Origin of the sequence: Rhodococcus sp. TAF43 (genome assembly GCF_052113525.1) — a bacterium.
In the GTDB taxonomy this organism is placed as follows: Bacteria; Actinomycetota; Actinomycetes; order Mycobacteriales; family Mycobacteriaceae; genus Prescottella.
The window spans coordinates 198,307-223,073 of record NZ_JBFRDL010000002.1 but is presented as its reverse complement, the minus strand read 5'-3'; the positions used below and the strand labels follow the sequence as shown (position 1 = coordinate 223,073).

Below are 24,767 nucleotides of genomic sequence, written 5' to 3'. Positions count from 1 at the left end.
TCTCGGTGGTCCGCTCCTCAAGGATGTCGCCGGGCTGTCGCTGACGAAGCTGTTCGTCGGCAGCGAGGGCACGCTCGGCATCATCACCGAGCTGACGCTGCGGCTGATCCCGGCGCAGCCGCCGGCGTCGACGGTCGTCGCCTCGTTCGACTCGGTAGAGGCCGCGGCCGACGCCGTCCTCGCGATCACCCGCAAGATCCGGCCCGCGATGCTCGAGTTCATGGACCACGCGAGCATCAACGCGGTCGAGGACTCGATCCACATGGGCCTGGACCGCAATGCCCGGGCGCTGCTGCTGGCGCAGTCCGACGCCCCCGGCGCCGCGGGCGCACAGGAGATCGAGACCATCGTCGCGGCGTGCGAAAAGCACGGCGCCACCGAGGTGTTCGCGACCGACGATCCTGCTGAGGGCGACGCCTTCACCGCCGCGCGACGATCCGTCTTCCCCGCGGTCCAGGCGATGGGCAGCCTGCTACTCGAGGACGTCGGCGTGCCGATGCAGGAACTGCCGCGGCTGATCACCGGGGTCGAGGCGATCGCCGAGGACTGCGACGTCCTGATCTGCACCGTCGCCCACGCCGGCGACGGCAACACCCACCCCCTGATCGTCTTCGACCCCACCGACCCTGACATGACCGACCGCGCCCACACCGCCTTCGCTCGTGTCATGGAGCTGGCAATCGCCCTGGGCGGCACCATCTCCGGCGAACACGGTGTCGGACGACTCAAGCGTGACTGGCTTCCGGGGCAGCTCGGCGAGGACGTCATGGACCTGAACCGGCGGATCAAGAACGCGCTGGATCCGCTGGGAATCCTCAACCCTGGCGCAGTCCTGTCCTGACCCCACGTTCTACAGCGGCGCCCCGAACGACGCGCGTTGCGCCAGGGCAAGGTCGACCACCCGCACCGCGAGATCCACGCGGTCGGGTAGCGGACCGGTCAGCAGCACCCACGACCGCCCGGTCGCCGTCAGCGCGTCCTCGAACCACCGCGTCATCTCGGCACGCACATGCTCGCCGTCGCGAATGCCGTCCTGCACGAAGGGCACGCCGGCGTGATCGGTGAGCAGGTAGAGCGCGCGCCGGTCGGTCACGCCCTCCCAGGCGCGCCTGCTGTCGGTTCCGAGGTAGCGCCGCTCCCAGACGGTGGTGGCGAAACTGTCGGTGTCGCAGATCAGCACAGGCGAGCCACCGCGGGCCGCGGCTTCTTCGATCCGCGCCTGCTCCACGGCGATGTGCGCGAAATCGTCACCGGTCCAGGACAGCTCCTCTACTGCGGCACCGGGGCGCAGCGCACGCAGTCGGGCTAGCTTGTCGTGGGAGATCGATCATCGCCCCTCCTTGGATCTCCACTGCTCGAAATATTAGCGCATATTCGCGCTAAATCACTCGCGTGGGTGGGCGCGGCCAGCGGACCTTGGGTTCGACGGCGGGCGCCGCACCAAGCCAACGAACTTTCGTGACGACCGCCGTTCCCTCGACGGTCTAACGGCCGAGCACTTCAACAACGTCAGACCGCTCGACTAGATGCAACGATCATCGCGACCGCACCTCAAAAAAGACCTCCCTGGCGAGGGTCCGATATTCGGCCACTCCGCCTGGCCGTGGAGAGCCCGCTACCGGAGGGCGAGGAGTGTGATACAGCACCCCCCACTTCCGCCATTGGGCGTCAGCGCCACCACCCAGAAATGCACATCCAGGATCTGCCTCGCGCACTCGATAGAGGCGGCAACACCACCGCCCGATCGCCTTCAACCCGACAAGAGCGACCGCCGCACCCGTATTGCCTTCGCCCGCATCAATAGACCGCTAATCACCCTGAGCGGCAACATGTTCAACGAACACAGCGAGAGCGCCCCAAGCGCGACCGACTGCCGGCAGAGCACCCCTCGTCAACCTGCGGGCAGTCATTCAGGCAACCAGGTCAGGATCGAGCCAGTCCTGCCGCCACGACTCGACCGATCGCCGCACCCAGAGGTATCGGCACGGCATTTCCGATCTGACGAGCAATCGCCGTCTTCGAGCCAACCCACTGATGATCTTCCGGAAACCCTTGAATTCGGGCGGCCTCATAGTGTGTAATTGAGCGGTTAGCCGTTGGATGCAAGTATCGCCCCTTCTCCGGCTTAAAGAATTCCGTCCGAATCGTAACCGATGGTTTGTCCCACCGGAGACGCCCCATGACGTCTCCCGAACCCGACCGATGCTTGCGCCAGCAGTTCGCTTGAAGCTCATCCGGGATGTCAAATCGATTCCCGCCAGCGGGGATCGACGCAAAACGCAAGAGCGAGAGGTCCGTAAACGTTCGAGTCAGGTGGAGTTCGGGAGTCTTGAAGGCCCCTCGGAAAATCTGTCCACCGAACTCCGTATAGGTTTCTGGCAATTCCGTTTCCGTGACGTTAACAGACACACCGGCGAGCGCTTCTGCGACTGTTACTGCCTTATCCAGATGCGTGGGCTCCGGCATGCCAGGCGATTCAATGTCACGGTGACGACCGATCACGATGGTTCTCTTTCTGGCCTGCGCGGCGCCATAATGAGCGGAGTTCAAAACGTACTGACTGAACGTATATTCAGATAGCTGCGCGCCAGGTTCATGACTCTTGCGGAAGAGCTCAAACTCCGGAGACTTCAGGAACTGCGGAACATTCTCCAAAATGAAGAATTTAGGTTTGGCGCGGCGCACCGCCTCGGCGTAGTGCCACCACATCTTGTTGCGTACGTCGGCGGCGTCCTGCCTTCCGAGAGCAGAGAATCCTTGACACGGCGGCCCTCCCACGACAACGTCGACCTCTGGGACGTCTTCCTCTTGGAGCCAATCCTCGATCCTGCCCGCGTAGACCGGCCGACGGAAGCTCGCGTTGTAGGTTGCGGCCGCTGCGAGGTCCATCTCGACCGCCTGAGTCACCTCGAACCGCCGGTCCGCAGCGTGTAGACCTGCGGAAAGACCCCCCGCTCCAGCGAAAAGGTCAAGGGTACGAATTGGAAGCGGAACGGGCATGGAGCAACCCTAACGTGGTGAGCAGACAACCTAGAATCGACCCGACCGTCCAGCGCTCTGGGGCCCCACCCCCGTTCCTACTTAGAGGCCAGCTCTAATCTCCCGCACAGACTCATGCAATGTGTCCCGCAGCGTTTCCGCAAGTTCGTCCTCCGACTGAGCATCGAAGCGTGTGAAAGCGGCCAGCCGAAGAAGTCGTTTGAGGAAGTCACGAAGAATCTCTCGGCGCGACGGTGTTTCGTCCAACTCAGCCCAGACCTTCAAGATCATTCTGACCACGAACGAACTGGCACCCAATGACGTACGGCGAGCGTATATCTGATCGAACTCGGACTCACCGAGCAATCCGAGATATGCATACGGATCCTCGCTGTCAGGCTGCTGGACCAAATGTGCCCTCCACCACAGCCGGCCGAAGACGTGTCGAGTGATGTCGCTGGCAAGCACGCGGTCACCCGGCGGCTCCGGGTAGCGCCAGTACGCCACGTCAGGCAGAAGAATCAGCGCCAGGAAGGCCCAGATATCGCCGGAGGCGGCCTCTGCTGGAACCATTCCGGATTCACTGTGCAGGTACTTCGCGACCTCAAGGTCAAACGCGTTCCGGTCACCGGCCGGCGCTTCGCCTGGGAATCCCGCGTCCTCAGCCAGCTTGCACACATTCTTACGGACGCACTCAAGCTGTTCAGGGGATACACGAGCACCACCGGTCGCGACGTAAACCGCACTGTCTTCGCTGGAACGCCATCGGTCCCCAAGTTCAATAATCGGTAAGAACCTATATTCCTCATGCAGTGCACGCGCAATTTCAGGAAGAAGCCGTGGATACAGAATACTCACGCAATCTCCTCGAAAATCTTGACGGACGCCTGGACCCGAGCAGAGAACGCGGTCGGCGAATTATCTCGCTGCCTACGGAGGTCCTCAAAAGACTCATCAGGAAACCGCATCTGAATCAGAGACTGCAGCATCATTCCCAGACTGTCTTCAGGATACGAAGTCTCGTCATCGAATTCGGCATTAATCAGCGCATGCTCGATTAGGGTTCGTGCGACATCATTGTATGTCGAGGAAATTATCGCCATATCGACCGGCCGTGGGCTCGAGGCATTCTTGAAGGCCGTCGAAGCAGGCACATTAGCTTCATTAACAAGAAGGAGCAACGAACCCATCGTGGCAGCATGCATGTTCGCTCCGACCTTGACGTACCACGCCGCTTCGGCGGGGTACGGCGTCGAAGCAAAATCAACAATCGCGATCGGGAACTGCGGAGCGTCACCCTGCAAGCGAAGAGACTGGCTATCCGACCACAGCAACGAGCCGCCGCGACGTGGAGCGAAGGCTGCTACGTCGCCTTGGTCGCGGGCTAAGGTCAGGATCGTGTCGAGGGTAAGGGTGCCACCGAGATCCGAACCACGCAAGGTTGTGCGAATTGCCACCCTCCGAACTCCTGTGCCGGCGAGCACCTCTCGGAACGCGGGAGCCCGCATACCGGAGCCGGACGCCGACCAGACTACCGAGAGAGCAAAGTTGGCACCGGATGGAAGTCCGGTGTCTGAACGCAACTGGTCAAGATCGACGTCGACTATGCGGGTAAGCGACAGATCAGTGTTGTAGTCCCAGTCCGGCAGGTGATCCTGGAGATCGAACGACGCGTCCATGACGAGGACCTGCCAGCTGGCGGTGGTAACGACTCCGTCTCTTGGGACGCGGTACGGGAATGCTGTGCGGCTCATACCTCGACGGCCTTCCGCTCTGCGACCAGATCAATCGATGTCACCGTGTCCGGCGCTGGGCGGACGATCACTTTCCAGATGGTGTCGCCTCCCGCGATGTCGAGACTGGCCGCCTTGACGAACGCATCGTGGTCATCGGTATCCCAACCAAGAACGACAGGCTGTGTCGCGTTCACCGGCGGATCCGTCTCTTTTCCCTTGTTGGATGGGATTGCGACGCCGACGTCCGCCCGGACCGAGTAACTACCTGGCTCTGTGATTCGAAAACGTTGGACCACAACAGCATCACCGCCTCGGATTTCGATCCCGGGTTCGCCGACATAGACGATGCGGGGCCGGGCGCCAGCGCGGTGTCGGCCAAGTCCGCTGCGGGCGGCACGCGAAGACGCGCCACCGCCGTATCCACCTCCAAATTGCGCCAAATCTCGGGAACGATCGTGTCCTGCGCCTTGTCTTGAAGATTCACGCCCGTCGCCCTGCCGCCCTCCCCCTTTCGGAGTCTGCGCTAGATCCTGGTCTTGCACTGGACAGGCTGGATGATCGTTCTTTGGCGAGATGGCCGCGGTCATCCCTCCGAAGCCGAACGATCCAGCGACCAACGAGGAGAATTGCCGGCTCGCTGCCCCGAGTGGAGCATTCACGGTCGCGCTCACCACCTCAGAGCCGAGCTCAACGAGTGAACTGAGGCTCTCCTTGATCCGCTGATACGTGACACGCACAACCTTGCGGTCGGTGCCCTCGAGTGGCTCGTGGCGCCAGTCGTCGTGGGTCGGCGGTTCCGATCTCGCGAATGCTTCGTCGACCGTGGCATCAGCGCGAAAGACCCCGGCGTAGGACGTAAAACGGGCGCCTGTCGCAGGGCCCTTCAAATACTTGACGACGAGCTCGGGCGTACGCATTAGACAAACATGATGCGACGTGTCTTTAAAGCCGCATTCCTCCGCGACAGAGCTCGGCTCAAACGGCTTCATCATCGTCTTGTGGAGACCCAGCTTCCCGAGGTAAATCTTCGGGCTCTTGACCCACAACTCGTTCGACTCGGGCTCGTCCAACTTGCGATACGCCTGCACGAATAGTCTCAGTGGCGAGGTTTCTAAGGGGTCCGGAATCGGAACAGCGTTGCCGTTGCACAATACCGAGAATCGAATATCGGAGGGTGATCCGTCAGGCTTGTCGATCATTTTTGGCCATAGATTCCACGCGATCGCATCAGCGATCGCGCGGGCGGCTTCATCGGGTTCACGGTCGTCAAGGTCTGGATCGACGACTATGATGGTCGTGCCGGTTTCTTTCTCTCCAAACTGCTCGAAGCCTAGCTGATGGGCTAGCCTCTCTGCAGCGGCACCAACGAACGGTTCGATCACTTCGCCGGAAGTATCGCCCCACCAATGACGACCAGTGAAACGCTTACCTTCCATCCCATCACCGACCGAGTAGCTCTTCCAGAGGCTGCACCCGATTAATCGCGTTTCGAAGCCGCCTTCAACACGACACCGCGTGTGGATCAGAACGGTGCCAGTACGAGAAAGGAGGTAAAATATACCCTTCCCGAACCCGTATGTACCGCCACCGAAGTCCCGGTTTCGGGGCTCACCGATATTCCGGACGAACGAAACGAAGTTGTTGTCGGTGGTTACCGCATTATCGGCTCGCGTCGGACCCCCCAGCCCCTTTGTCCCGCGGTCGGATACCGACAAGACCCGGATTGGCTTTGCCAAGCTCTGGCGGAGCGGCAGTTGAGAGACGGTGGGAGCCGTCGGCTCAAGAAGCCGCCGCCAGACGGGGGCCATTCCGGCACCGAGGTCGTTGAGCTCAATCCGGAAGTCGACTGGCCGAGTGTCACTCCGTGCATCCCAACTGTTCTGGGCAGCTTCTCGGACAAGAACTGTCAGATAGTTGAGTGCTGGCCGGCCGAGCTGGTTACGGATTCCCTCCGCAGCGGTAGCGCCGTGGGGTGGATACATCTGGGACTCCCAGCCGAACTTCATGGGGCGATATCCTTCGTGACTCGCGCATGCAGGGCATCAACAGCGGAGGCATCCAGGCCCGAGGCTGCAGGATCCGGCAACTCGATTGTGTACTCGACATCGGACACACAGACAGGAAGGCCCGAGTCTGAAAGTTGTGCACTGGTAAGACGCGGGAAGTCGGTGTCTACTACATACCAGGCGTCCTCGACGACCTCGAATCGCACGTCTCGGTACCAATCCGAGTCATCCAGCCGATACCCCGCCCGCTTGAGCTTGTCGACAAGCGCCGCCTGGTCGTCGCTGAGCTTCAACACATCGTCCACCAGATCTACGAGACTCTCGCCGTCTGTGCACTGATGAAGACGCATCCACGTCATGAAAAGGCTCCCATTATGAGGCGCGTCGAGCTGGTCCAGGCCATGAATTCTCACCCTGCGCCCGTCTGTCGCCGTTGTAGCCTTCACCTCGAACGCATCTGCACCGAAGGCAAAATCGTGACGGTGACCCGCCGGACCCGCCCATGCCCACACCGCAGAGGAACTCTGACGTAGAAGTCGACGCAAGACCCACAGCTCAGCGAACAGGCCCGTAAGACGGGACTCTCTGAGAACGACAGTCGACGTAGCGAACAATGAACGCCAACGATCCAACACATGATTTGTCGCCCCAAGCGCCTTGGACGGCATTGTTGCCACCGCCAGCAGCACATCCGAGCAGACATCACTGAACAGGTCGTTCAGCTCGCGGTTCAGGCAGCTCACGTCCGCATAACGTACATACGTTGAACTTGTCTCCAGTGCACGTTCGCTTACCCGAAGATTTACGCCCTCCGCCTGCCGCCGCACCCGCTGGTTCCTCAAGATGGGTACAAGGATATGGCGCAGGCCATCAGCATCGACTGCCGCAAGCAACGGGCCACCATTGCCGTCAACCGGAAGCTCCGAAGTCCGCATGCGATGCGCTCCCGTCGGGCGATCCGATTCCAAGGCCTTCCAATGATCTATGAGTACATCCCGCAACGAACCCGCCATCAGATTTCCTCGAGTTCCAACTCGCTGAGGTCAGCCTCTTCGATCTCGATACCTGACAGGTCGGCACTGACGTACTCCCACTCAACTTCACTGTCGTCACCCGACGGAGTGGGAAACACCAGGCCCACTCCGATGACGTGTTCAGGGGCGTTGAGCCCGACACGCTTCTCGGCCGTACGTTCGCCTGGCACTGAATCCTTGTCAATCGGATACAACACGAGTAGCCCTGTGTCACTTGCCTGTTCGCGCCGTAGCTGCACTATGGCAGCCTCCGAGAGTTCGCCGGCAACACCGCTCACATCCAGGTCGATGGCTGCGTCCCGACGACTCATCAGCGTCTTGATATCAATGACGCCACTGTCCTTCAATTTTGCACGAGTGACGCGTTCGACGTCGATACCTGGCGCGAAATCAAACGTAGTATCCGAACCGCCAGACGGCTTCTTTCCCACAATCGCCACATTCCACTTGCGCAACGCAGACCTATTGACCCGCTGATTGATGTATTGAGCCAGAAGATTCGCGTCACATTCTTGCGACTTTGCATGGAAGCTATAGCTCTGGATAAATTTGAGGACGTCCTGGAACGGAACCCCGCGCCAAAGGTATCGTCCTTCCATGGGCGCGTGGTCATCGCGGGTGCGATTGGCGATGACTTCTGCGATGAGCTGTCTCGCTGCAGATTGATTTCCCAGCAGAGTCTCGGTATCCAAGTCAAAGTACCGTGTCTGAATACGTTGACCACCATACGCGGACGCAGCCCTCACTGAATCCTTCATTTTCGCCGCAGCGGTAACACGCAACGAAGGATGCGTGCGTATGCGGACCGCGAAAGTAGTCGGCCTCTTATCCTCGACCATGTAGACACCGATGTCGCGGCGGATCTCTGACTCGACCGTAGCCAAATGCCGGAACCAATCCCGAAGCTCCGCCGTCATCCAGACACGTGGGAGGTCCTCGTAGCCAGTGCGGTAGCCGAACCAGCGCCCCATCTGCAGAAGTGTGTCGTAGGCCGACACCGATCTAACGAAGTAGCTCACCGACAATCCTTCGAGCGTCAGACCTCGCGACAGTGTATTTCCGCCGACCGCGATTGCTACTACCGGATCTCCTTCGTAGTCGAGGCGAACCTTACTGCTGGCATTGTCGAGGATGATCTCGCAATCCGCAATGACGCGCGAAAGTTCAACGAGTAATTCATCGAACGAAACAGGAGTGTGGCCAAATTCTAAGGCGGGAACTTTGGCTGATTCGGCACCCCACAGTTCGCGGAGTTCGTCGAGAAGCTCAGAGTCCCCCGATGCAAGCAGCGACTCAGCCTCGGCGCGAAAGTCTGTTAGCGGATCTCTGAAGCTGTTGTGAATCGCCGTATTTACGCTTGTGTGAATCAGCATTGTCGCATGCTTCGTTCCACTTCCCCGAACCCTACGTGCGGCGGTATTCAGCCAGAAGTAGTGGATTGCATCCCGGAGTGCGTCGCCGATGACCGGTTCGAAGTCGTCTTTTTCCGCGCGCGTACGTGGACGAACCAGGTCAACTTCGTGGTCTTGGATTTCACGAATCATGTCGTAACCGTCGTCTACATCTTCGGGATCCTCACCGTCAAGCACGTCCCGTCCGAACAGCACTTCGGTACCGAAATGTCCGTCCGGCTTTGGGAGGCTGACAATGAAGTCTCTCGGGTAGAGGTCCTTGGCTGCCGGATCGATTAGCAAGTTTGCGAACGGAGTCGCCGTGTACCCCACGTATGCCGACTTGGGGAGCCGATCCATGATGTCGCGGATCAGCGGGTTGATTGTCTTGGTCGCGACAGTTGCCTGATCGGCCTCGTCGTCGATGATGAGTGCTGGGCAGTCCACCAGATACCCTGAGGCCGTATCGAGCCACTGCCTAAATCTTCTTAGTACAGCCGCGTTCTTCTTGATCACACACAAGACATGCTGCTTGTTGCTCTTCGCGAAGTATGCTGCAGCGTTCGCCGGGGCCGTGAAATCCTTCTCTGGCACGGTGAGCTGCATCCAATTGGCCGCGTTAGGTGTGATCAGATCCTGCACGAGGCGCAACTGAGTCTGACGACGAAGCCCGTTGTGGATGCCAGCGAGGACGATGAACAGCTTGTAGTTCCTGTCCGCAGCTTTCGCCATGACAGCTGTGAAGTTTGTGGTCTTGCCGGATTGCACGTGTCCGACGACGAGACCCCGCGTGGAGAACTGCTTTTCTTTGGGGTGATTAAGCAACGACACTACCTGCGTCGATGACCGATCCAGAGCGCCGATAGACTCCCGGGACCAGTCCTTCTTGCCCAGCTGTTTGATAAGGACAGGCCAGCACGTGTCATTCGTCTGCGGTCCTGTGTACCAGGTTGATCGATTGTCAAGAACAACAGACTGCGCACTATCTCTCTCGCGAACTTTGATGGCCTCGAGCTCATGCCGTTCACGGATCTGTTGAATCAGCGCGTCCGGGACACCGAACATTGACAGCATGTTGACTGCGTCTTGCGGCGTCTTGCTGTCAATCAGATCCACAAAGTGCGCGTACTGCTCGTCGAACTCAGCGCTCAACACATCCCCCAGAAGTTCTCGATGACCACGGCTTGCTCAAATGCAATCAGGCAAGTGCGGCTAGTGTAGGCCGCCAGTCGGAGACCACTTGCATAGACACGATCCAGATCGGGCCATCACCGGATTCGGGCTCAGCGGTTACCGGAGGGAGCCGGTGAGCAAGACTCGAATGGCAGTAGTCCTGGAGAATCATCGGCCACTCCATCGTCTGTTGCAGTTCATGATGACTCGATCGAGACACGTCGTAGATTCGTGCACGTGTCTCTCTTGGCAAGATGACATGTCGGAACCAAAACCATCCGCTGGAGCCGAAGTCCCGCATGTCCAGGCGCACTGCTAGCTGCCCCTGCTAGAAGACCCGTGGGTCTTCGCCCGCTGCGAGAATCGCCCGACGCACACATCGCAGCCGAAGTCAGCAATCCCGCCCACGCCTGTCGAGGTGGCTCCTCCGCTCGGGCTCTGTTCACTCAATCCCTCATTACCCAAACGCGATTTCGGCACATGGATCCGGAACGATGACCACAGCGGAGTTGCAGAACCCCGCACGATCGCGGCCGAGATAAAGCGAACGCAACCGAGCTCGACAGCTCGCCGCGCATCTGGCCATGGCTATGCCTGCGAGGTCAAGCCGTGACACCGCCGCTGCATCCAGCATCGAGCGTCGAAGTACGCCGAGCGCCGTTACGACGGACATCCTCCCGCGCCTGTCCAACCAGCCCCGCGATACCGTGGACACCCACCAACCACCGACTTTGCAGCGCCCGAACCGTAGATCCGGCCGGCGCCGGACAGGGGAATGATGACCGAGCACGACACCACCGAACAGCCGCTCCAGCTCGAGGGCGCGTTTGCGATCGCCACGGAGGAGCGCGACCAGCTGCACAGCCTGTCCGTGCGGACGCTGACCGAACTGCTCAGCAGTGCGCCCGAGACCGATGAGGACGGCGACATCCTCGTCCCCGTGCACGGCTTCGGCGTGTATGTCACCGTGGCGGACGATGGCCCGCAGCTGCACGTGTGGTCCTCGCTCGTCACCGGGATCTCCGACCGCACCAAGGCCGTCGAGCAGCTCGTCGAGCTGTCCACGGAGTGGCCGCGTCTGCGCTTCACCCTCGAGGACGAGCACCTGCTGGTCTCGACGGTCCTCGACGCCGACCCGTTCGCGCCGCAGCACCTGATCAACCTGGTCGACGAGATTCACGAGTTCACCCACGAGCTCGACGACGATTTCGCGGCGAAGTTCGGCGGCACCCTCGACTGCGATGCCGACGACGACTCCTACGCGGGCGGTTGCGGCGGCTGTGGTGACGACTGCGATTGCGGTCACGACGCCGGCGACCTCGGCGCCACCATCGCCGTCGGAGAACCCAAGGCGTAAGCCCGCAGTGACGTCGGCGGCGCCACTCGCGCCGTCGACGTCCGCTCGTTCCGTGTCACATCGGACGTCAGTCGTCGACCTCCAGGCCGTATCCGGTCGCCAGGGCCGCCAGGCCGTCCTCGTTGCCCTGGCCGACGGCGCGGATCCGCCAGGCGCCGCCGCGCCGGTAGATCTCGGTGAGGACCATGGTCCGCTCGACGGTGCCCGCGTCGAGCACGAACGTCGCGAACGTGCTGTCCGGTCCGTCGACGCTGACCGACACGGCCCCGAGGTCGCCGAAGGTGCGCTCGCCGTCGATGGCCGCGGCGATCACGATGCGGTGGCATTCAGCCGGCAGCGCCGCGAGGTCGACGCGAATGCACTGCTCGCTGCCACCGTCGATCGAGAGCTCGACCGCGTTGTCCTCGTCGACCGGGTTGTTGTAGAAGACGAAGTCCTGGTCCGAATCCACCCGGAAGTCCTCGCCGAGGAGGAAGGCGACGACGTCGACCTCGAACTCGTCCCCCACATTCTCGGCCCGCCAGGCCACGTTGACGGCCCACGACGACGCCTTCGGCGGAAGATCCACCACCTGCCCGCGCGCCAACATCGGTGCGGACAAGCGCGATTCGACGCGCATGTGCACGGGGACGACGCCCGAGCTGAGTGCCTCGTTGACGTCGGCCTCACGGATCAGCGGGAGTCCGCGCGCCTCGACCCGAGCCATGCGGCGGTCGGACTCACCGTCTGCCAGGACAAGCACGTCCGTGACGGCGGCGGTGAGATTGAGCGACGGTCGCGCACCGAGTTGGACGATCCGCGAACGCATCAGCACACAGTCGAGATGAGACCCGCCCATCAGCAACACCCGACGTCCGCGCCACGGCGTGGACCTGCTGACGGGGGCCGGCCGCGCAGTCGCTGTGGGTGTCGGTGCGGCCGGGACGATCTGGGGCTGCGGGTCCTCCGCGGCGATCACCTCGGGAACGACCGTCACCGGCTCGACGGGTTCGGCAGGCTCGATGGCGACCGAGACGACCCGAACCTCTTCGACAGCTGCCCGTTCCACGACGGGCTCGGGCACGGCGGGGAGCACGATGCGCGTCGACTCCGCCTTCGCCACGCCCGGCTCGACCCGCGCCAGCAACTCGTCCAGCTGTGCTTCCGAGATGACCGGGATCCCGTCCGAGACGGCCCTTCGCACCTTCGCGTTCTGCGAGAGCGGATCGTCGCACACTACAACGCTGGTCTTGCGACTCACCGAATTCATGACGTCGAACCCGGCGCCGGACAGCTTGGCGGCCAACGCAAGTCGCGGGGTCCGGGTGGAGCCGCTGATGACCACCTTCATGCCCTGCACGAGCCCGGTCGCCGGACCGAGCCGACCCGGGTTCTCGAACTCGGACGGCACCCGCTTCACCTGGTCGGGGTACACGGTCGTGCGGCGGCCCCGGCAGCTGACGACGGGCAGCGGCAGCTGCAGCGCCTCAGCCAATGACGCGCTCCGCGTGAACACCTCGGTGAGCACCCGCGCGTCGTCGTAGGCGTCGTGCGCGATGAGCTGCGGAATCTGCCAGTACTCGGCGAGGGTGGACAGCCGGTGATTGGGGACGTCGAGTTCGAGACGCCGCGACAGTGCCAGCGAGCACAGACGATTCTCGATCGGGGTTGCCACGCCGACCCGCTGGAACTCCGCGTCGAGGAACCCGAAGTCGAAGGACGCGTTGTGCGCCACCATGGTCTGTCCGGACAGCAGTTCCGCGAACTCGTCGGCGACCTCGTCGAATCGCGGCGCGCCCGCCAGCCGATCAGCGGTGAGGCCGTGGATCTCGACGGGCCCCGGGTCGCATCCGGGATTCAGGAGTGTGGAGAACTCGCGCTCGACGGATCCGTCCTCGCGCAACACCAGCGCAGCCAGGCTCAGGACTCTGTGCGATGCGGCACGACGGCCGGACGTCTCGACATCGACCACCACCCACTTGTGGCCTGTCGGCATCGAGTGAGCCCGCGTCTCGTACACGCCCGCCCTGGTCATGCGTTACCTCCGTAGTCGTGCCTGGGCCGTATCAATCCCCCGGCGCAGAATTGCCTGGACATCATTGCCCATCGAACCGACAGGTCGGACGGCGACCTACCACCGAGTTGGGACAGGACTCCCGGTTGCACGGGGCAGAGCGACCGCACCCGACGACGTCGAAGAACTCACGGTGGTGAGATCCCGGCGAACTGCCCGCGCACTGCGTGTCGGGTTGCGGCTGATGACGTCGGAGGCGCTGACCACGACGGGTGGGCCCGTGCAACGGCGCGGACCGCCACCAGTCATCCGTGCTCGACGCCTCGGAAACTCGACGCAGTATCGTTGTCAACATCCGAGAAACGAGCATCGATCGTCTCGAACACCGCGCGCATCTGATCGACCACTTCGATATGGTCCGTCAATGCCTGGACGAGCGAGTAGTCACCGCCGATGGCCTTCCTGCCGAACTTCTCTGCAAGTGACTGTCCGCTAGGCAGCATTCCGAATCCGTCGACTTCGCCGAGCTCGGCCGCACGATCACGAATCGACCGAAGTTGTCTCAGGAGAGTCGCGCAGTGCGCGGCGCACGCCCTTGCGGTCCCCTGTTCGAGGTACAACTCTCCGCTCTCGGCGCTCCTGATGAGCCCCTCCCAGGCCCCGCTGTCGGTCATCATTCCGCCCCCCGTTCTCGCCATCACCTACTGCGGTATGTAGGGAAGTAGCGTCTGGAATGCCTCGACCACAAATTGCTTCGGAGGCTGCTTCATCGGATCCTCGTCCCAATCGGTAACCGAGGTCATCACCATCCCCTCTGCAGTACCGACCGCGAGGTAGCTGCGCTGAGTCGGAGGGTAGGACGTGCTTCGGAACACGAGCGCGTCTCGCCCGGCGACTTGTAGAGGTTCGAACTCGGCGTAGGCGTCGTTTTGCCGGAGTTCGTCGAGTGCGTGAACCGTCGAGAAGACGCTGAACGAGTACTGATCGCTGTTCCACCCGCAGATGTTCCAGCCGGGCTGGTCAACGTCGAGGATGTCACGCGATTCGGTGGCCGGATCCATCCCAATCGCTTGGATCGCCTCGTCGGGAATGTCGTCGCACGGACTGAAAACCGGCTCCCCCGCGACCTTGGCTTGTGGCGCAGCCTCCCCCGTCGTCTCGACGGCACACCCCGCCAGCACCAGCGCCGCACACAACACACATAGCGCAATCCGCACGCGAACCTCCCCTGTCACGAGCCACCACACTAGTTGGACGCAGCGTGTGGGCGAACGGTTCCTTCCCGCGAAGTCGAGGAATCGACTACTTGCCCGCGCGCTGTGTGTCGGGCTGCAGCGACATCCACGCCGAGATGAGTGCGTCGATTTCGGTCCGGGCGGCGGGCAGCGCCGCGTGTTCCGACTGCGGCTCCGGTGCCGGACCCGTCTTCAGGAACGGCCGGACCAGGTCGAGCGGCAGCGGGAAGACGACGGTGGAGTTGTTCTCCCCGCTCATCTCCCCCAGGGTCTGCAGGTAGCGCAACTGCAGGGTGGTCGGGTTGCGGCTGATCACGTCTGCGGCCTCGGCGAGCTTCGCGGACGCCTGGAACTCGGCCTCCGCGTTGATGATCTTGGCGCGCCGCTCGCGCTCGGCCTCAGCCTGACGCGCGATGGCCCGCTGCATGTCCCGCGGGATCTCCACGTCCTTGATCTCGACGGTGGTGACCTTCACGCCCCACGGTTCGGTCTGCTGGTCGATCACCTTCTGCAGATCCTCGTTCAACCGCTCCCTCTCGGCCAGCAGGGCGTCCAACTCTGCCTTGCCGAGGATCGACCGCAGCGTCGTCTGCGCGATCTGCGACGTCGCCGCGAAGAAGTCCTCGACGCCGACGATCGCGCGATCCGCATCGACCACCCGGAAGTACGCGACCGCGGTGACCTTGACCGGCACGTTGTCCCGGGTGATCACCTCCTGCATGGGAACGTTCAGCGTGACGGTTCGCAGACTCACCCGCACCATCCGGTCGACGGCCGGAATCAGCAGGACCAGACCGGGTCCCCTCAATTCGACGAGCCGACCCAGCCGGAACAGCACACCCCGCTCGTACTCGCGCAGCACCCGGACGGCCGCCGACGCCACGATGACGGCGAGCAGGGCGACAACGATGACAGCAAGGGCAATGGTCATCAACATGACAGCTCCCACGGTTCACGACGGCGCACGCTCAACGTGAGTCCACGGACGTGCTCGACGACGACGCTCTCCCCCGCTCGCGGCGTCTCGGTGTAGCCGAACTCCATTCGGGCGCGCCACAATCCGCCGTCGGCCTCGACCTGACCGTGGTCGCCGTCCCAGCTGCGGACGGTGGCCTCCGACCCGATCATCGACTCCGCCCCCGTCCGCACAGGTTCGCGCCGCGCGCTCAAGACCTTCCGGCCGGTCACGGCGACCGCCCCGACTCCGACGACGGCGACACCCGCCGCGGCGGGGACGGCGATCTCCATGCCCAGCCCACCGGAGGTGAACAGCAGCCACACGCCGGCCGCGGAGAGCAGCGTGCCCGTGATGCCGAGCGCGCCGAAGGTCGGAACGTGCGCCTCGATCACGATCAGCAGCACGCCCACGACCAGTGCCAACACACCCAACGCAGCCATCTGTAGTCACCCGCGAGGGCCCGGTCGGCTCGCGTAGCCACTCGCGATCGAGCCCTCATTGTCAAAGGTAGGCGCGCTTCCTCGGTACTGCCACCGTGTCGTGCACCGCCGCGTCGGTGGTTGGTGCGATCATCGCGGCATGCATCTGCTTGACGAGGGATTCGAGCCGCCGGAGGCGTGCATGCAGTGGTGTGGTGCCCGCGCCTATCCGCTCCACGTGCTGGACGACGGCGTCCAGGTGGACCTCAACTGGTGGAACCACCATCTCCGGGAGAGCAAGCACGAGATCGTTCTCCACGGACGGGATCTGGACGGTCGGGTCGTCAACCGCGGCACCGCGATCGTGCAGCGCAACGATCTCCGGCTCGACAGCGAACTGTTCGACGCCGATCACAACGGACTGGGCCTGCTGTTCCTGTGCGCGGCGTGGCGCAGTGCCCACCCGAACCGGCGCGCCACCCGACGTCTGCCGGACGTGTTCGATGCCTACACCCCGAAGGACCCCCTCCGGAAGATCAAACTAATCCTCGACCACTGCGCCACCGCGCGGACGCTGCCGCCCGCGTCGAGCAGCAACTGGTCCGGCTGGCCCGACACTCCCGGCGTCGGCGTGTCCCTCCTGGCGGTCTACCTGTGGGCGGTCGGTGTGACCCGGGAGGGTATCCGGGCGCAGATGATCGACCAGCACGGCGTATCCACGCTGATCCACGAGGGCTGGCTCGAGGACACGTCGGTCAGTGGTTTCACGCTCCGCCGCTACGACCGGTACCAGGAGCTGCTGCGCACGTGGTCGATCCAGGCCCGGACCCACCCGGAGCTGATCGAGATGTGGCTGGTCCAACGGTGGAACGCCCGGGTCCAGGAGGCCCGCAGCGGCGCCCGGGCCGAGCCGACCCTGTTCTGAGCGGTCCATTCCGTACTGACCTGTCGGTGCTGTCGGGGAGACTGGCCTCATGCCCACGAATCCCGTAACGATCACGGTCACCGGCCACGCCGAGCGCTCGTTCATGCCCAACCGGTGCGTGGTGCGACTGAACATCGCGTTCGACGGCGCCACCCGCGCCGAGGCCGCCGACCCCACCGCGAAGTCTGCGGCAGCACTGGCCGAGCTGATCCAGGAACTGGAGAACGACTCGCAGCGCCCGCTCCGTCGGTCGTCGATCGATCAGGTCCAGCACTCCCGGTATCGGCCGTATCACCCGAACGGCAAGAAGCTTCCGTGGAACTACCGCTCGACGACCACCGGTTCGGTCACCTTCCGCGACCTCGACGCGGTCGCAGCCTTCGTCGACCGAGTATCGGCGATCGAGGGCGTCGACGTCGGGCATCTGCAGTGGACACTCACCCGGAAGGCCCACGGCACGGCCCTCACCCGGGTGCGCGATCTCGCGGTCCGCGACGCGCTCGCCAAGGCCAAGGGCTACACACGGAGCCTGGGCAGCAAGCGCATCGAGGCGGTTGCCCTCGCCGACCCGGGCATGCTGAACCCGGGGCAGCGCCCCGACTTCGGCCCGCCCGCGGTGCGGATGATGGCCGCCTCGGCCGCGGCCCCGGACAGCGCCGACACCGGCCGACCGGCGATCGAGCTGACCCCCGAACCCATCGGCATCAGCGCGGACGTCGAGGCCCGGTTCGAGACTTCCTGAGAGGGCTCGACACTGCGCGGGAGACAAGCAGCGACACGGACGCCGGGCCTGTGCTCACCAGTCGGTGCCCAGGATCGGCGGCCGGTCATCGAAATACTCGTCGTCACCGTCCGCGGGAGCAGCGGCGATCGAGGCTGCGTACTCCTCTTCGATCCTCCGCTGCCCCTGCGCTGCAAGCGCTTCCTTCTCTTCGGAGCTCAACTGTGACAACTCGGTGAGAGATCCGACAACCAGCGGATTGACGACACCCGAGAAGGTGGTCGAGTCGACGACGTCGCGCAGACTCATCCGCCCCGCGAGGACCTCGGTAACCATCGACTTGAAGGCCTGATCGGGAGTGGCATCCGACAGAGTCTGTAGGGATTTCCTCAGCTGCAGCGCCATCGCCGGATCGTTCTCGAGCGAGGGAAGCAACGGATGCTCTTCGACCACTGTCACACCCCGCCTCGACCGGAGGCAGCGCCGGGCAGGGCCGGGAGCTTTGCATCTCCGATAGCGCCCATGTAGCCGGTGATCAGGCCGGTAACGGCCTGCGCACCCTGAAAAGCCTTGTTGAGGACGTCGAGGATCTTTTGGATCGTTTGGAAGACCTTCCACCCGGTGGCGAGTGCCACGGCCCAGGCACTCGCGGTGATGATCGCACCGACTCCGGTGGCAGCTGCGATGGTCGAGGCACCGGCCGCGGCCAACTCGATCAGGAACTGGATCATCAGATCCGTGGCGATCGCCAGCAGTCCCTTGATGGACTGTGAGAACTCATACATGCCGAGTGCCACAGTCTCCAGTTCGTCCCCCATCGAATTGATTGCGTGCTGCTGAGACTCGACGGCGCGAACCAGCTCGTCGAAGTAGCCGGCGGCCGAATCGGCGGCGTCGCCCTCCCATGACTGCACAGCGGTGCTCGTCGCCGACGACAGCGCCTCGGACATCAGTGCGGTGAAGCCACCGAGGGACTTCACCGCACGACCAGCCTCCTGCACTGCCGCCCAGTCACCGGCGACCGAATCCGCGATCGTGTCGATCGGGTTCTGTTCCACCCCAATGATTCCGAGTGCCCCCATGACGGGCGCGGTCAGCCAATAGGTCGGGCTGAGATAGGAACCGCTGAGCGCGTTCTCGAGCGGATCCGGTACCGGATCCTCAGCAACCGGTTCCTGTAACGCGCTCCGTGGGTCATCAGTCATCGGGTCCCCCCTTCCGACGGTTCTTCAGTGGCGCTCAGTACACGCGGTCCAATGCCGTCGCGTTCGTCGAATCGGTTGCCCGGTACTGTTCGGCGGTGCGGGCGATCTCCTCACCCGACACGGCGACCAGGCGCCCGATCGCGGCGGCGTTGTCCACCAAAAGCGTCCGAAGCTCGGAGACCGTGGGCGCAACCGACAGGAAGATGCGACCGTCGGCCATTCCGATCGAGAGGTGCTCTTCCAGATAGGCCGTAGCCTCCGATACTTGCCCGGCGAGTTCCCCCAACCTGGCAGCGAAAACATCCAGCGCATTCGGATCGACCAGCACCGCATCCCCCAATCTCTGGCCGCGGCCCTCCCCGGTCCCGGTCACGTTCGCAACGTACCAGTGGGGCCGGGAATACTTGCACTGGGCCACGATCGGAGGCTATGCATACCGATCATGGCTCCCTCAACGACGGACCAGGTCGCTTTCCCTCTGCGTGAAGGGTCTGACGACGAACTCGGCCGATGGAAGGATCATGCTCAAATTCGAAAGGTGATGCGATTCGCCGCGGTACCGATGCCCGAACTCTGTGTGGCGCACGGTGAACCGGGGACGTGGTCGAGGCGCTTTCGATGCTATTCACGGCCCACGACCGACTTCGATCTCAAGCCTCGTCGATCGCAGTTGCTGCACGATCTCATGTTCGGCTGGGCCCGAATCCATCGAGGAATGGACCGCCTGGCAACGGCCTATTCGACTACCGTCACGACGCATGGCTGCGTCGCATGTCGGCGCTGGCTCCGCCGACGGCGCGCCCGGTCCGCCGCGCTACTCGCGGTCACCCTGGTCCTGCTCATCGCCGTGCCGAGAGTGCTGGTCGAATCCTCACAAGAGGGCCTCGCCGCCCTTTCGCTCTTCGCCGGGCTCTTCCTGCTGGTCGTCACCGCCGCGGCCGCGCGTTGGATCCACGAGTTCGCCCGAGCGACCGTCAGCGAGGACGGCACCCGTCTGATCATCGGCAACCCCCATCCCGACTACGCGCGCGCCGCGGTGCCGATGGGTGCCGAACGAAGCCCGCTCCGCACAGGTGAAAGCACAAACGAGCAATAGGGGTCACCACCGCCGCAACCCACTCGCCCGCAACACCCGCCGCCCCACGGCAGCCCGAAACGGCCTCCTCGGTCCCGACAATGCGCACGTCGGTCCGGGCGCGGGCGATGGCGGTGCAGAGCAGCTCCCGGGTCAGCAGCGACGACTCCGGTGTCGCCGTTGCAGATCTACGGCCCTCCCGCGGTGCGGATGATGGCGGCATCGGCCGCGGCCCCGGACAGCGCCGACACCGGCCGGCCGGCGATCGAGCTGACCCCCGAACGCATCGGCATCAGCGCGGATGTCGAGGCCCGGTTCGAGGCGTCGTGACGGACCACCCGAATGTGTCGGGCATCCGTCTCGGCGTCAGGCGGTCTGACTCCAGAAGTCGACGAGCACCTTCGTCAGCTCCTCGGGCTTCTCCTCGTTCGGTGTGTGGCCGGCCCCGGCGATGATCTCGAACTTCACGCCGAGCCGGGACGCGACGTCGGCCTGGACCTCCACTGAAATGACGTCCTCCTCGCCCGCGACGACCAGGATCGGCAGACGGGTCGCCGCCAGCTCCTCGACGCGGTCCGGCTCGGCGCTCATGGAGAGGGCGATGCCGGCGATGTTCGCGGTCTTGGTGGCCAGGATGCGGCCCCGCAGGAACTCCTTGACCGGTGCCGGGAAGGCCTCCTGCAGGGCTCCGAACATGGCCTCCCACAGGGCCTCGTTGCCGCCTTCCTCCAGCAGTGCCGGGATCTGACCCATGTCCAGGTCCATGTCCAGGTTCTGCCCACTCGGCGGCGAGTCGAGGATCACGTAGTCGAGGAAGCGCGCCGGGTCGTTCAGTACGGCGGCCCGGGTGACGAGACCACCGAAGCTGTGGCCGAGGAGGTGGACCTTCTCGCCGGGCGCGACCTTGTCGAGCACCTCGGCGAGGTCCCGGGCGAACTTGGCAATCGTGTACTCGCCCACCGCATCCGGGCCGTCCGGGCCGTCCGAGTCGTACTGGCCGAGCTGCGAGTAGGAGATCAGGCGGTAACCGGCGGCGGTGACGAACGGCGCCATCGCGAGGAAGTCCTCCCGGGAGCCGGTGAATCCGGGGACCATGACGACGGTGCCCTTGACCTCCGCGCCGGCCTCGGGCGTCGCCTCGAAGAAGGACAGCTCGCCGCGCGAGATCGTGATGCGGGACAGATTGACGGTCATATTGCGTTCTCCTCGTTGGGGTTCAGGGGTTCTTCGGGCGAAAGGTGGGCGTCATCACAGGTCCCCGGCTCACACCGCCGAGTCCTTCAGTTCGATCTCGGTCGTCAGCCGACGGTCGGAGGCCGATCGCGCCGCGACCAGCGTCCGCGAACCGCCCGCGACCCGCCACGCCGCCGCCGATTCGTCCCACCGCGCCAGGGTCCTGCGGTCCACGGTGATTCGCGCGGTCGCCGCCTCCCCCGCGTCGGCGTTCACCGACGCGAAACCGACCAGCCGCAGCGGGTCGTTCCCGCCGGCCCCCTCGCCACCGAGGTAGAGCTGGACGACCTCGCGTCCGGTGCGCACGCCGGTGTTGCGGACGGCCACCTCGACCGTCACCGCGCCCGATTCGGTCTCCGCGGCGGTGATTCCCTCGTAGCACCAAGTGCTGTAGCCGAGACCGTGCCCGAACGGGTAGGCCGGGGCGATCGCGGCGGTCTCGTACGCGCGGTACCCGAACGTCGAGCCCTCCGCGTAGTCGATGACGCCGTCGACGGGTTGCGTCGACAGCACCGGCGAGTCGGCGCCGACCGCGGGAAAGGTGGTGGGCAGCCGGCCGCCGGGCTCGACGACGCCGGTGAGCGCGTCGGCGATCGCACCGCCGCCTTCCTGGCCCGGCAGCCACGCCCACAGCACCGCCGCAACCTCGTCCCGCCAAGGCATTTCGACCGGTGCACCGGCGTTGACGACCACGACCGTCTTCGGATTCACCGCGGCCACCGCCGACACCAGCTCGTCCTGCCGACCCGGAAGCAGCAGATCGGCACGGTCGAAGCCCTCGCTCTCCACCTCGTCCGTGGTGCCGACGAAGACCAGCGCCACGTCCGCGTTCCGCGCGGCCTCGACGGCAGCGGCGAACGCCGCGTCCGCAGCCTCGCGCGGCGCCTCGTGGTTGAGGCCGAACATCACCATCGGGTGGTCCGGTGCGACCATCCGCATCTCGACGTTGATCGTGCCGGCGACGAGCTCGGCCGAGACGCGATGCTCCGGCGGCTTGACGAGATTCTCGATCGGGTCGTCGTCGGCACTGGTGAGCGAGATCGCATGCGGCTCGGCCGCGCCGATCCTCAGGGAGTACTCCCCGGAACCCGACACCGAGAACTGGTGGGTGCCGCCCTCGGCGACGGTCAGATCGGTCCGGACGCGGACCTCGGCGGTGCCCGGAGGGAGGGTGCCCATGAACACCAGACGCGACGCGAGCCGGCGCTCGGTCGCGAGAACGGTGCCGTCGGCCGAAACGAAGTCGACGCGAAAGCCCGGCTCGCCGGTCTCCGGGTGGCGGGCGACGTCCGCCGGGATGGCGGGAAGGATGCGCTGCGTGGAAACGCCTTCCCGGTAGTCGATCTCGACCGAGTCGCCGAACGCCTCGCGCAGCCCGGCCAACGGACTGGTGATGTGCGTGGGGTTGACGTGCGCGGAGCCGCCACCCTGCGCGGTCAGCACCGCGGCGTTCGGGCCGAGGACGACGACGCGGCTGCGCGACGCCGGAGCCAGCGGCAGGACGCCGCCCTCGTTGCGCAGCACGACCATGGCGCGCGCCGCGATCTCCCGCAACTGCTCGCCCGCGTCGGCCGGGGTCGTCGACGGGGCGGGTCCCGCGAAGCCGTCCAGGTAGCCGGTGCGAGCGGCGAGCCGAAGCACGCGCAGCACCTTGTCGTCGACGACGCTCTCGGCGACCTCGCCGGCGCGGACCGCGGCGACGAGCGCCTCGCTCCACGGGCTCTGCGGACCCGGCATCGCGACGTCGAGGCCCGCGTTCGCGGACGCGGCCGTCGAGCGCGTCGCGAACCAGTCGGACACGACCGCGCCGTCGAAGCCCAGCTCCTCCTTGAGGACCTCGGTGAGCAGCCGCCGGTTGTCGGTCAGGCTCGCACCGTTGACCGAGTTGTACGAGGCCATGACGGACCACGCGCCCGCGCGGACCCCGGCCTCGAAGGGCACCAGGTAGACCTCACGCAGCGCCTTCTCCGAGATCCGCGCGTCGTACGTCATACGCTCGGTCTCGGACTCGTTGCCGATGTAGTGCTTGATCGTCACCGCGACGCCGTTGGCCTGGACACCGGAGACGAAACCCTCCACGATCGCGGCGGTCAACTGCGGGTCCTCGGAGTAGCACTCGAAGTGCCGGCCCCCGAGCGGCGAGCGGTGAATGTTGATGTTCGGGGCGAGGAGCCACGCGACGCCCTTGTCCCGGGCCTGGGCACCCATGAGGGCGCCGGCACGCCGGACCTGCTCCGGGTCCCAGGTGGCGGACAGCGCCGACGGGTTCGGGAATAGCAGGCTGGTGTCACGCTCGTCCCAGGTCGTGCCCCGGACGCCATTGGGGCCGTCCGAGAGGAGGACCTTGCGCAGGCCGATCTTCTCGATCGCGTCGAGGGACCAGAAGTCCGCGCCGGTCAGCAGACCGACCTTCTCCTCGAGCGTCAGTTCCGCGAGGAGCTTTCCCAGCTTGCCCTCGTCCACCGCAGTCACACCGTCTCGGCTGTTCACAACCAGCACTCCTTCGAACGTCACGCGGACCGGGCCTGTTCGACCGCTGGAATCGAGGCTAACCGCAAATACCGAGTATGCACTAGGTTTGTTATCTCGCCGTTACATTTTCCCGCCTACAGTGAGACCGTGACCACCCGCGAGAAGGGCAGAGACGCAGCCACCCGTCCTCGACGGGGCGGCAGCTACGCCGTCGGCCGGGCCCGGCGCGCCCGGATTCTGCACGTCGCGATGGAGGAGTTCGCCGAGAACGGCTACCGCGGCGCCTCGCTTGCCCGGATCGCCGAGCGTGCCGAACTCTCCCAACCCGGCCTGCTCCACCACTTCCGCAACAAGGAAGAACTGCTGGCCGCCACGCTGGACCTCCGCGACGAGATGGACGCCCAGCGCTTCGTCGACGCCGACGCCGCGCCGTTGACCGGGATCGCCGCCATGGAGGCCCTCGTCGACCTGGTCGAGCGAAACCAGCGAGTGCCCGGACTCGTCCAACTCTTCACGGTCCTCAGCGCCGAGTCCGCCACCGCCGATCATCCCGCCCACACCTGGGCCCGCACCCGCTACCGCCGCATCCGGGGGTTCATCGCGGACGCCATCCGCGGCGGGATCACGTCCGGCGAGTTCCGGTCCGACGTCGACCCCGAGGCGCACGCGTTCCGACTGGTCGCGATCATGGACGGCCTTCAGCAGCAGTGGCTGCTGGACGCCGAGGCGGTCGACATGGCGGCGGTGTTCGCGGCGTATCTGCACGAGACGTTGGACATGATCCGAGCCCGTCCGGCCTCGTAGCGATCTGGGCCCGTGCTGTTCCGGGCCGGGTCAGCTCCCAAAGGGGCGCCC

At 64.4% G+C, this 24,767-nt stretch carries 24 protein-coding genes; 7 read left to right on the top strand and 17 right to left on the bottom strand.

Annotated features, from left to right (window positions below; all coding sequences use genetic code 11):
- Positions 1-841: FAD-binding oxidoreductase (locus AB4Z09_RS02480; RefSeq protein WP_442239110.1), on the top strand; the 841-nt coding region annotated here is incomplete at its 5' end.
- 9 nt (positions 842-850) lie between these two features.
- Here AB4Z09_RS02480 and AB4Z09_RS02475 read toward each other — a convergent pair.
- The 7 genes from AB4Z09_RS02475 to AB4Z09_RS02445 all read right to left on the bottom strand — a co-directional run bounded on the left by AB4Z09_RS02475 (position 851) and on the right by AB4Z09_RS02445 (position 10,298).
- Positions 851-1,264, bottom strand: coding sequence for an AAA family ATPase (locus AB4Z09_RS02475; RefSeq protein WP_442239117.1), 414 nt, complete (start codon positions 1,262-1,264; stop codon positions 851-853).
- Between the two features lie 659 nt (positions 1,265-1,923).
- Positions 1,924-3,000, bottom strand: a complete 1,077-nt coding sequence (locus tag AB4Z09_RS02470; protein ID WP_442239109.1) for a DNA cytosine methyltransferase — start codon at positions 2,998-3,000, stop codon at positions 1,924-1,926.
- Positions 3,001-3,081: 81 nt separating this feature from the next.
- Entirely contained in the window at positions 3,082-3,837 is a 756-nt protein-coding gene (locus AB4Z09_RS02465) for a DUF6339 family protein (protein WP_442239108.1), read from the bottom strand.
- Complete coding sequence (locus AB4Z09_RS02460; protein WP_442239107.1) at positions 3,834-4,658, bottom strand: hypothetical protein; 825 nt, start codon at positions 4,656-4,658, stop codon at positions 3,834-3,836. Before AB4Z09_RS02460 ends, AB4Z09_RS02465 begins: the two co-directional genes overlap by 4 nt.
- Positions 4,659-4,729: 71 nt before the next feature.
- A complete protein-coding gene (locus AB4Z09_RS02455) occupies positions 4,730-6,721 on the bottom strand; it encodes a hypothetical protein (protein WP_442239106.1) in 1,992 nt (663 codons plus the stop codon).
- Positions 6,718-7,734 (bottom strand): PD-(D/E)XK motif protein, encoded by a 1,017-nt coding sequence (locus tag AB4Z09_RS02450; RefSeq protein ID WP_442239105.1) that lies wholly within the window; start codon positions 7,732-7,734, stop codon positions 6,718-6,720. Before AB4Z09_RS02450 ends, AB4Z09_RS02455 begins: the two co-directional genes overlap by 4 nt.
- Positions 7,734-10,298, bottom strand: coding sequence for a Z1 domain-containing protein (locus AB4Z09_RS02445; protein WP_442239104.1), 2,565 nt, complete (start codon positions 10,296-10,298; stop codon positions 7,734-7,736). The genes AB4Z09_RS02450 and AB4Z09_RS02445 overlap by 1 nt, the downstream gene beginning before the upstream one ends.
- 796 nt (positions 10,299-11,094) lie before the next feature.
- Between AB4Z09_RS02445 and AB4Z09_RS02440 the strand changes: the two genes are divergently transcribed.
- Positions 11,095-11,676, top strand: a complete 582-nt coding sequence (locus AB4Z09_RS02440) for a T3SS (YopN, CesT) and YbjN peptide-binding chaperone 1 (RefSeq protein ID WP_442239103.1) — start codon at positions 11,095-11,097, stop codon at positions 11,674-11,676.
- Positions 11,677-11,743: 67 nt separating this feature from the next.
- On the opposite strand, the gene AB4Z09_RS02435 is transcribed toward AB4Z09_RS02440, so the two are convergent.
- The 5 genes from AB4Z09_RS02435 to AB4Z09_RS02415 all read right to left on the bottom strand — a co-directional run bounded on the left by AB4Z09_RS02435 (position 11,744) and on the right by AB4Z09_RS02415 (position 16,302).
- Complete coding sequence (locus AB4Z09_RS02435; RefSeq protein ID WP_442239102.1) at positions 11,744-13,690, bottom strand: TerD family protein; 1,947 nt, start codon at positions 13,688-13,690, stop codon at positions 11,744-11,746.
- Positions 13,691-13,974: 284 nt separating this feature from the next.
- Positions 13,975-14,346 carry a hypothetical protein gene (locus AB4Z09_RS02430; protein WP_442239101.1) on the bottom strand — a complete coding sequence of 124 codons (372 nt, stop codon included), beginning with the start codon at positions 14,344-14,346 and terminating at the stop codon, positions 13,975-13,977.
- 24 nt (positions 14,347-14,370) lie between these two features.
- The gene (locus tag AB4Z09_RS02425; RefSeq protein WP_442239100.1) at positions 14,371-14,904 is read right to left on the bottom strand and encodes a DUF3558 domain-containing protein; all 534 of its coding nucleotides are present in this window, start codon (positions 14,902-14,904) and stop codon (positions 14,371-14,373) included.
- Between the two features lie 67 nt (positions 14,905-14,971).
- Positions 14,972-15,835 carry a slipin family protein gene (locus tag AB4Z09_RS02420; RefSeq protein ID WP_442239116.1) on the bottom strand — a complete coding sequence of 288 codons (864 nt, stop codon included), beginning with the start codon at positions 15,833-15,835 and terminating at the stop codon, positions 14,972-14,974.
- Positions 15,835-16,302: an NfeD family protein gene (locus AB4Z09_RS02415; RefSeq protein WP_174909352.1), complete on the bottom strand. Its 468-nt coding sequence runs from the start codon at positions 16,300-16,302 to the stop codon at positions 15,835-15,837. Before AB4Z09_RS02415 ends, AB4Z09_RS02420 begins: the two co-directional genes overlap by 1 nt.
- Before the next feature lie 139 nt (positions 16,303-16,441).
- Here AB4Z09_RS02415 and AB4Z09_RS02410 point away from each other — a divergent pair, with 139 nt between their 5' ends.
- Together AB4Z09_RS02410 and AB4Z09_RS02405 are read left to right on the top strand one after the other, a co-directional pair.
- A complete protein-coding gene (locus tag AB4Z09_RS02410; protein WP_442239099.1) occupies positions 16,442-17,206 on the top strand; it encodes an 8-oxoguanine DNA glycosylase OGG fold protein in 765 nt (254 codons plus the stop codon).
- Positions 17,207-17,255: 49 nt separating this feature from the next.
- Positions 17,256-17,948 (top strand): SIMPL domain-containing protein, encoded by a 693-nt coding sequence (locus AB4Z09_RS02405; RefSeq protein ID WP_442239098.1) that lies wholly within the window; start codon positions 17,256-17,258, stop codon positions 17,946-17,948.
- Between the two features lie 54 nt (positions 17,949-18,002).
- Here the strand turns inward: AB4Z09_RS02405 and AB4Z09_RS02400 are convergent, their stop codons facing one another.
- Genes AB4Z09_RS02400 through AB4Z09_RS02390 form a run of 3 tightly spaced genes read right to left on the bottom strand, consistent with a single transcriptional unit; the run spans position 18,003 to position 19,460 of the window.
- Positions 18,003-18,386, bottom strand: a complete 384-nt coding sequence (locus AB4Z09_RS02400) for a hypothetical protein (RefSeq protein ID WP_442239097.1) — start codon at positions 18,384-18,386, stop codon at positions 18,003-18,005.
- A complete protein-coding gene (locus tag AB4Z09_RS02395; RefSeq protein ID WP_442239096.1) occupies positions 18,383-19,132 on the bottom strand; it encodes a hypothetical protein in 750 nt (249 codons plus the stop codon). The genes AB4Z09_RS02400 and AB4Z09_RS02395 overlap by 4 nt, the downstream gene beginning before the upstream one ends.
- Positions 19,133-19,166: 34 nt before the next feature.
- Positions 19,167-19,460 carry a type VII secretion target gene (locus tag AB4Z09_RS02390; protein ID WP_181818800.1) on the bottom strand — a complete coding sequence of 98 codons (294 nt, stop codon included), beginning with the start codon at positions 19,458-19,460 and terminating at the stop codon, positions 19,167-19,169.
- 387 nt (positions 19,461-19,847) lie between these two features.
- Between AB4Z09_RS02390 and AB4Z09_RS02385 the strand changes: the two genes are divergently transcribed.
- On the top strand, positions 19,848-20,228 hold the full coding sequence (locus AB4Z09_RS02385) for a hypothetical protein (RefSeq protein ID WP_442239095.1): 381 nt from the start codon (positions 19,848-19,850) through the stop codon (positions 20,226-20,228).
- A gap of 150 nt (positions 20,229-20,378) precedes the next feature.
- Positions 20,379-20,537 (top strand): hypothetical protein, encoded by a 159-nt coding sequence (locus tag AB4Z09_RS02380; RefSeq protein ID WP_442239118.1) that lies wholly within the window; start codon positions 20,379-20,381, stop codon positions 20,535-20,537.
- Between the two features lie 36 nt (positions 20,538-20,573).
- Here the strand turns inward: AB4Z09_RS02380 and AB4Z09_RS02375 are convergent, their stop codons facing one another.
- Together AB4Z09_RS02375 and AB4Z09_RS02370 are read right to left on the bottom strand one after the other, a co-directional pair.
- Entirely contained in the window at positions 20,574-21,401 is an 828-nt protein-coding gene (locus tag AB4Z09_RS02375) for an alpha/beta fold hydrolase (protein ID WP_442239094.1), read from the bottom strand.
- Positions 21,402-21,470: 69 nt separating this feature from the next.
- Positions 21,471-23,930: a beta-glucosidase gene (locus tag AB4Z09_RS02370; RefSeq protein ID WP_442239093.1), complete on the bottom strand. Its 2,460-nt coding sequence runs from the start codon at positions 23,928-23,930 to the stop codon at positions 21,471-21,473.
- Positions 23,931-24,059: 129 nt separating this feature from the next.
- Between AB4Z09_RS02370 and AB4Z09_RS02365 the strand changes: the two genes are divergently transcribed.
- Entirely contained in the window at positions 24,060-24,716 is a 657-nt protein-coding gene (locus AB4Z09_RS02365) for a TetR/AcrR family transcriptional regulator (RefSeq protein ID WP_442239092.1), read from the top strand.
- Positions 24,717-24,767: the final 51 nt, after the last annotated feature.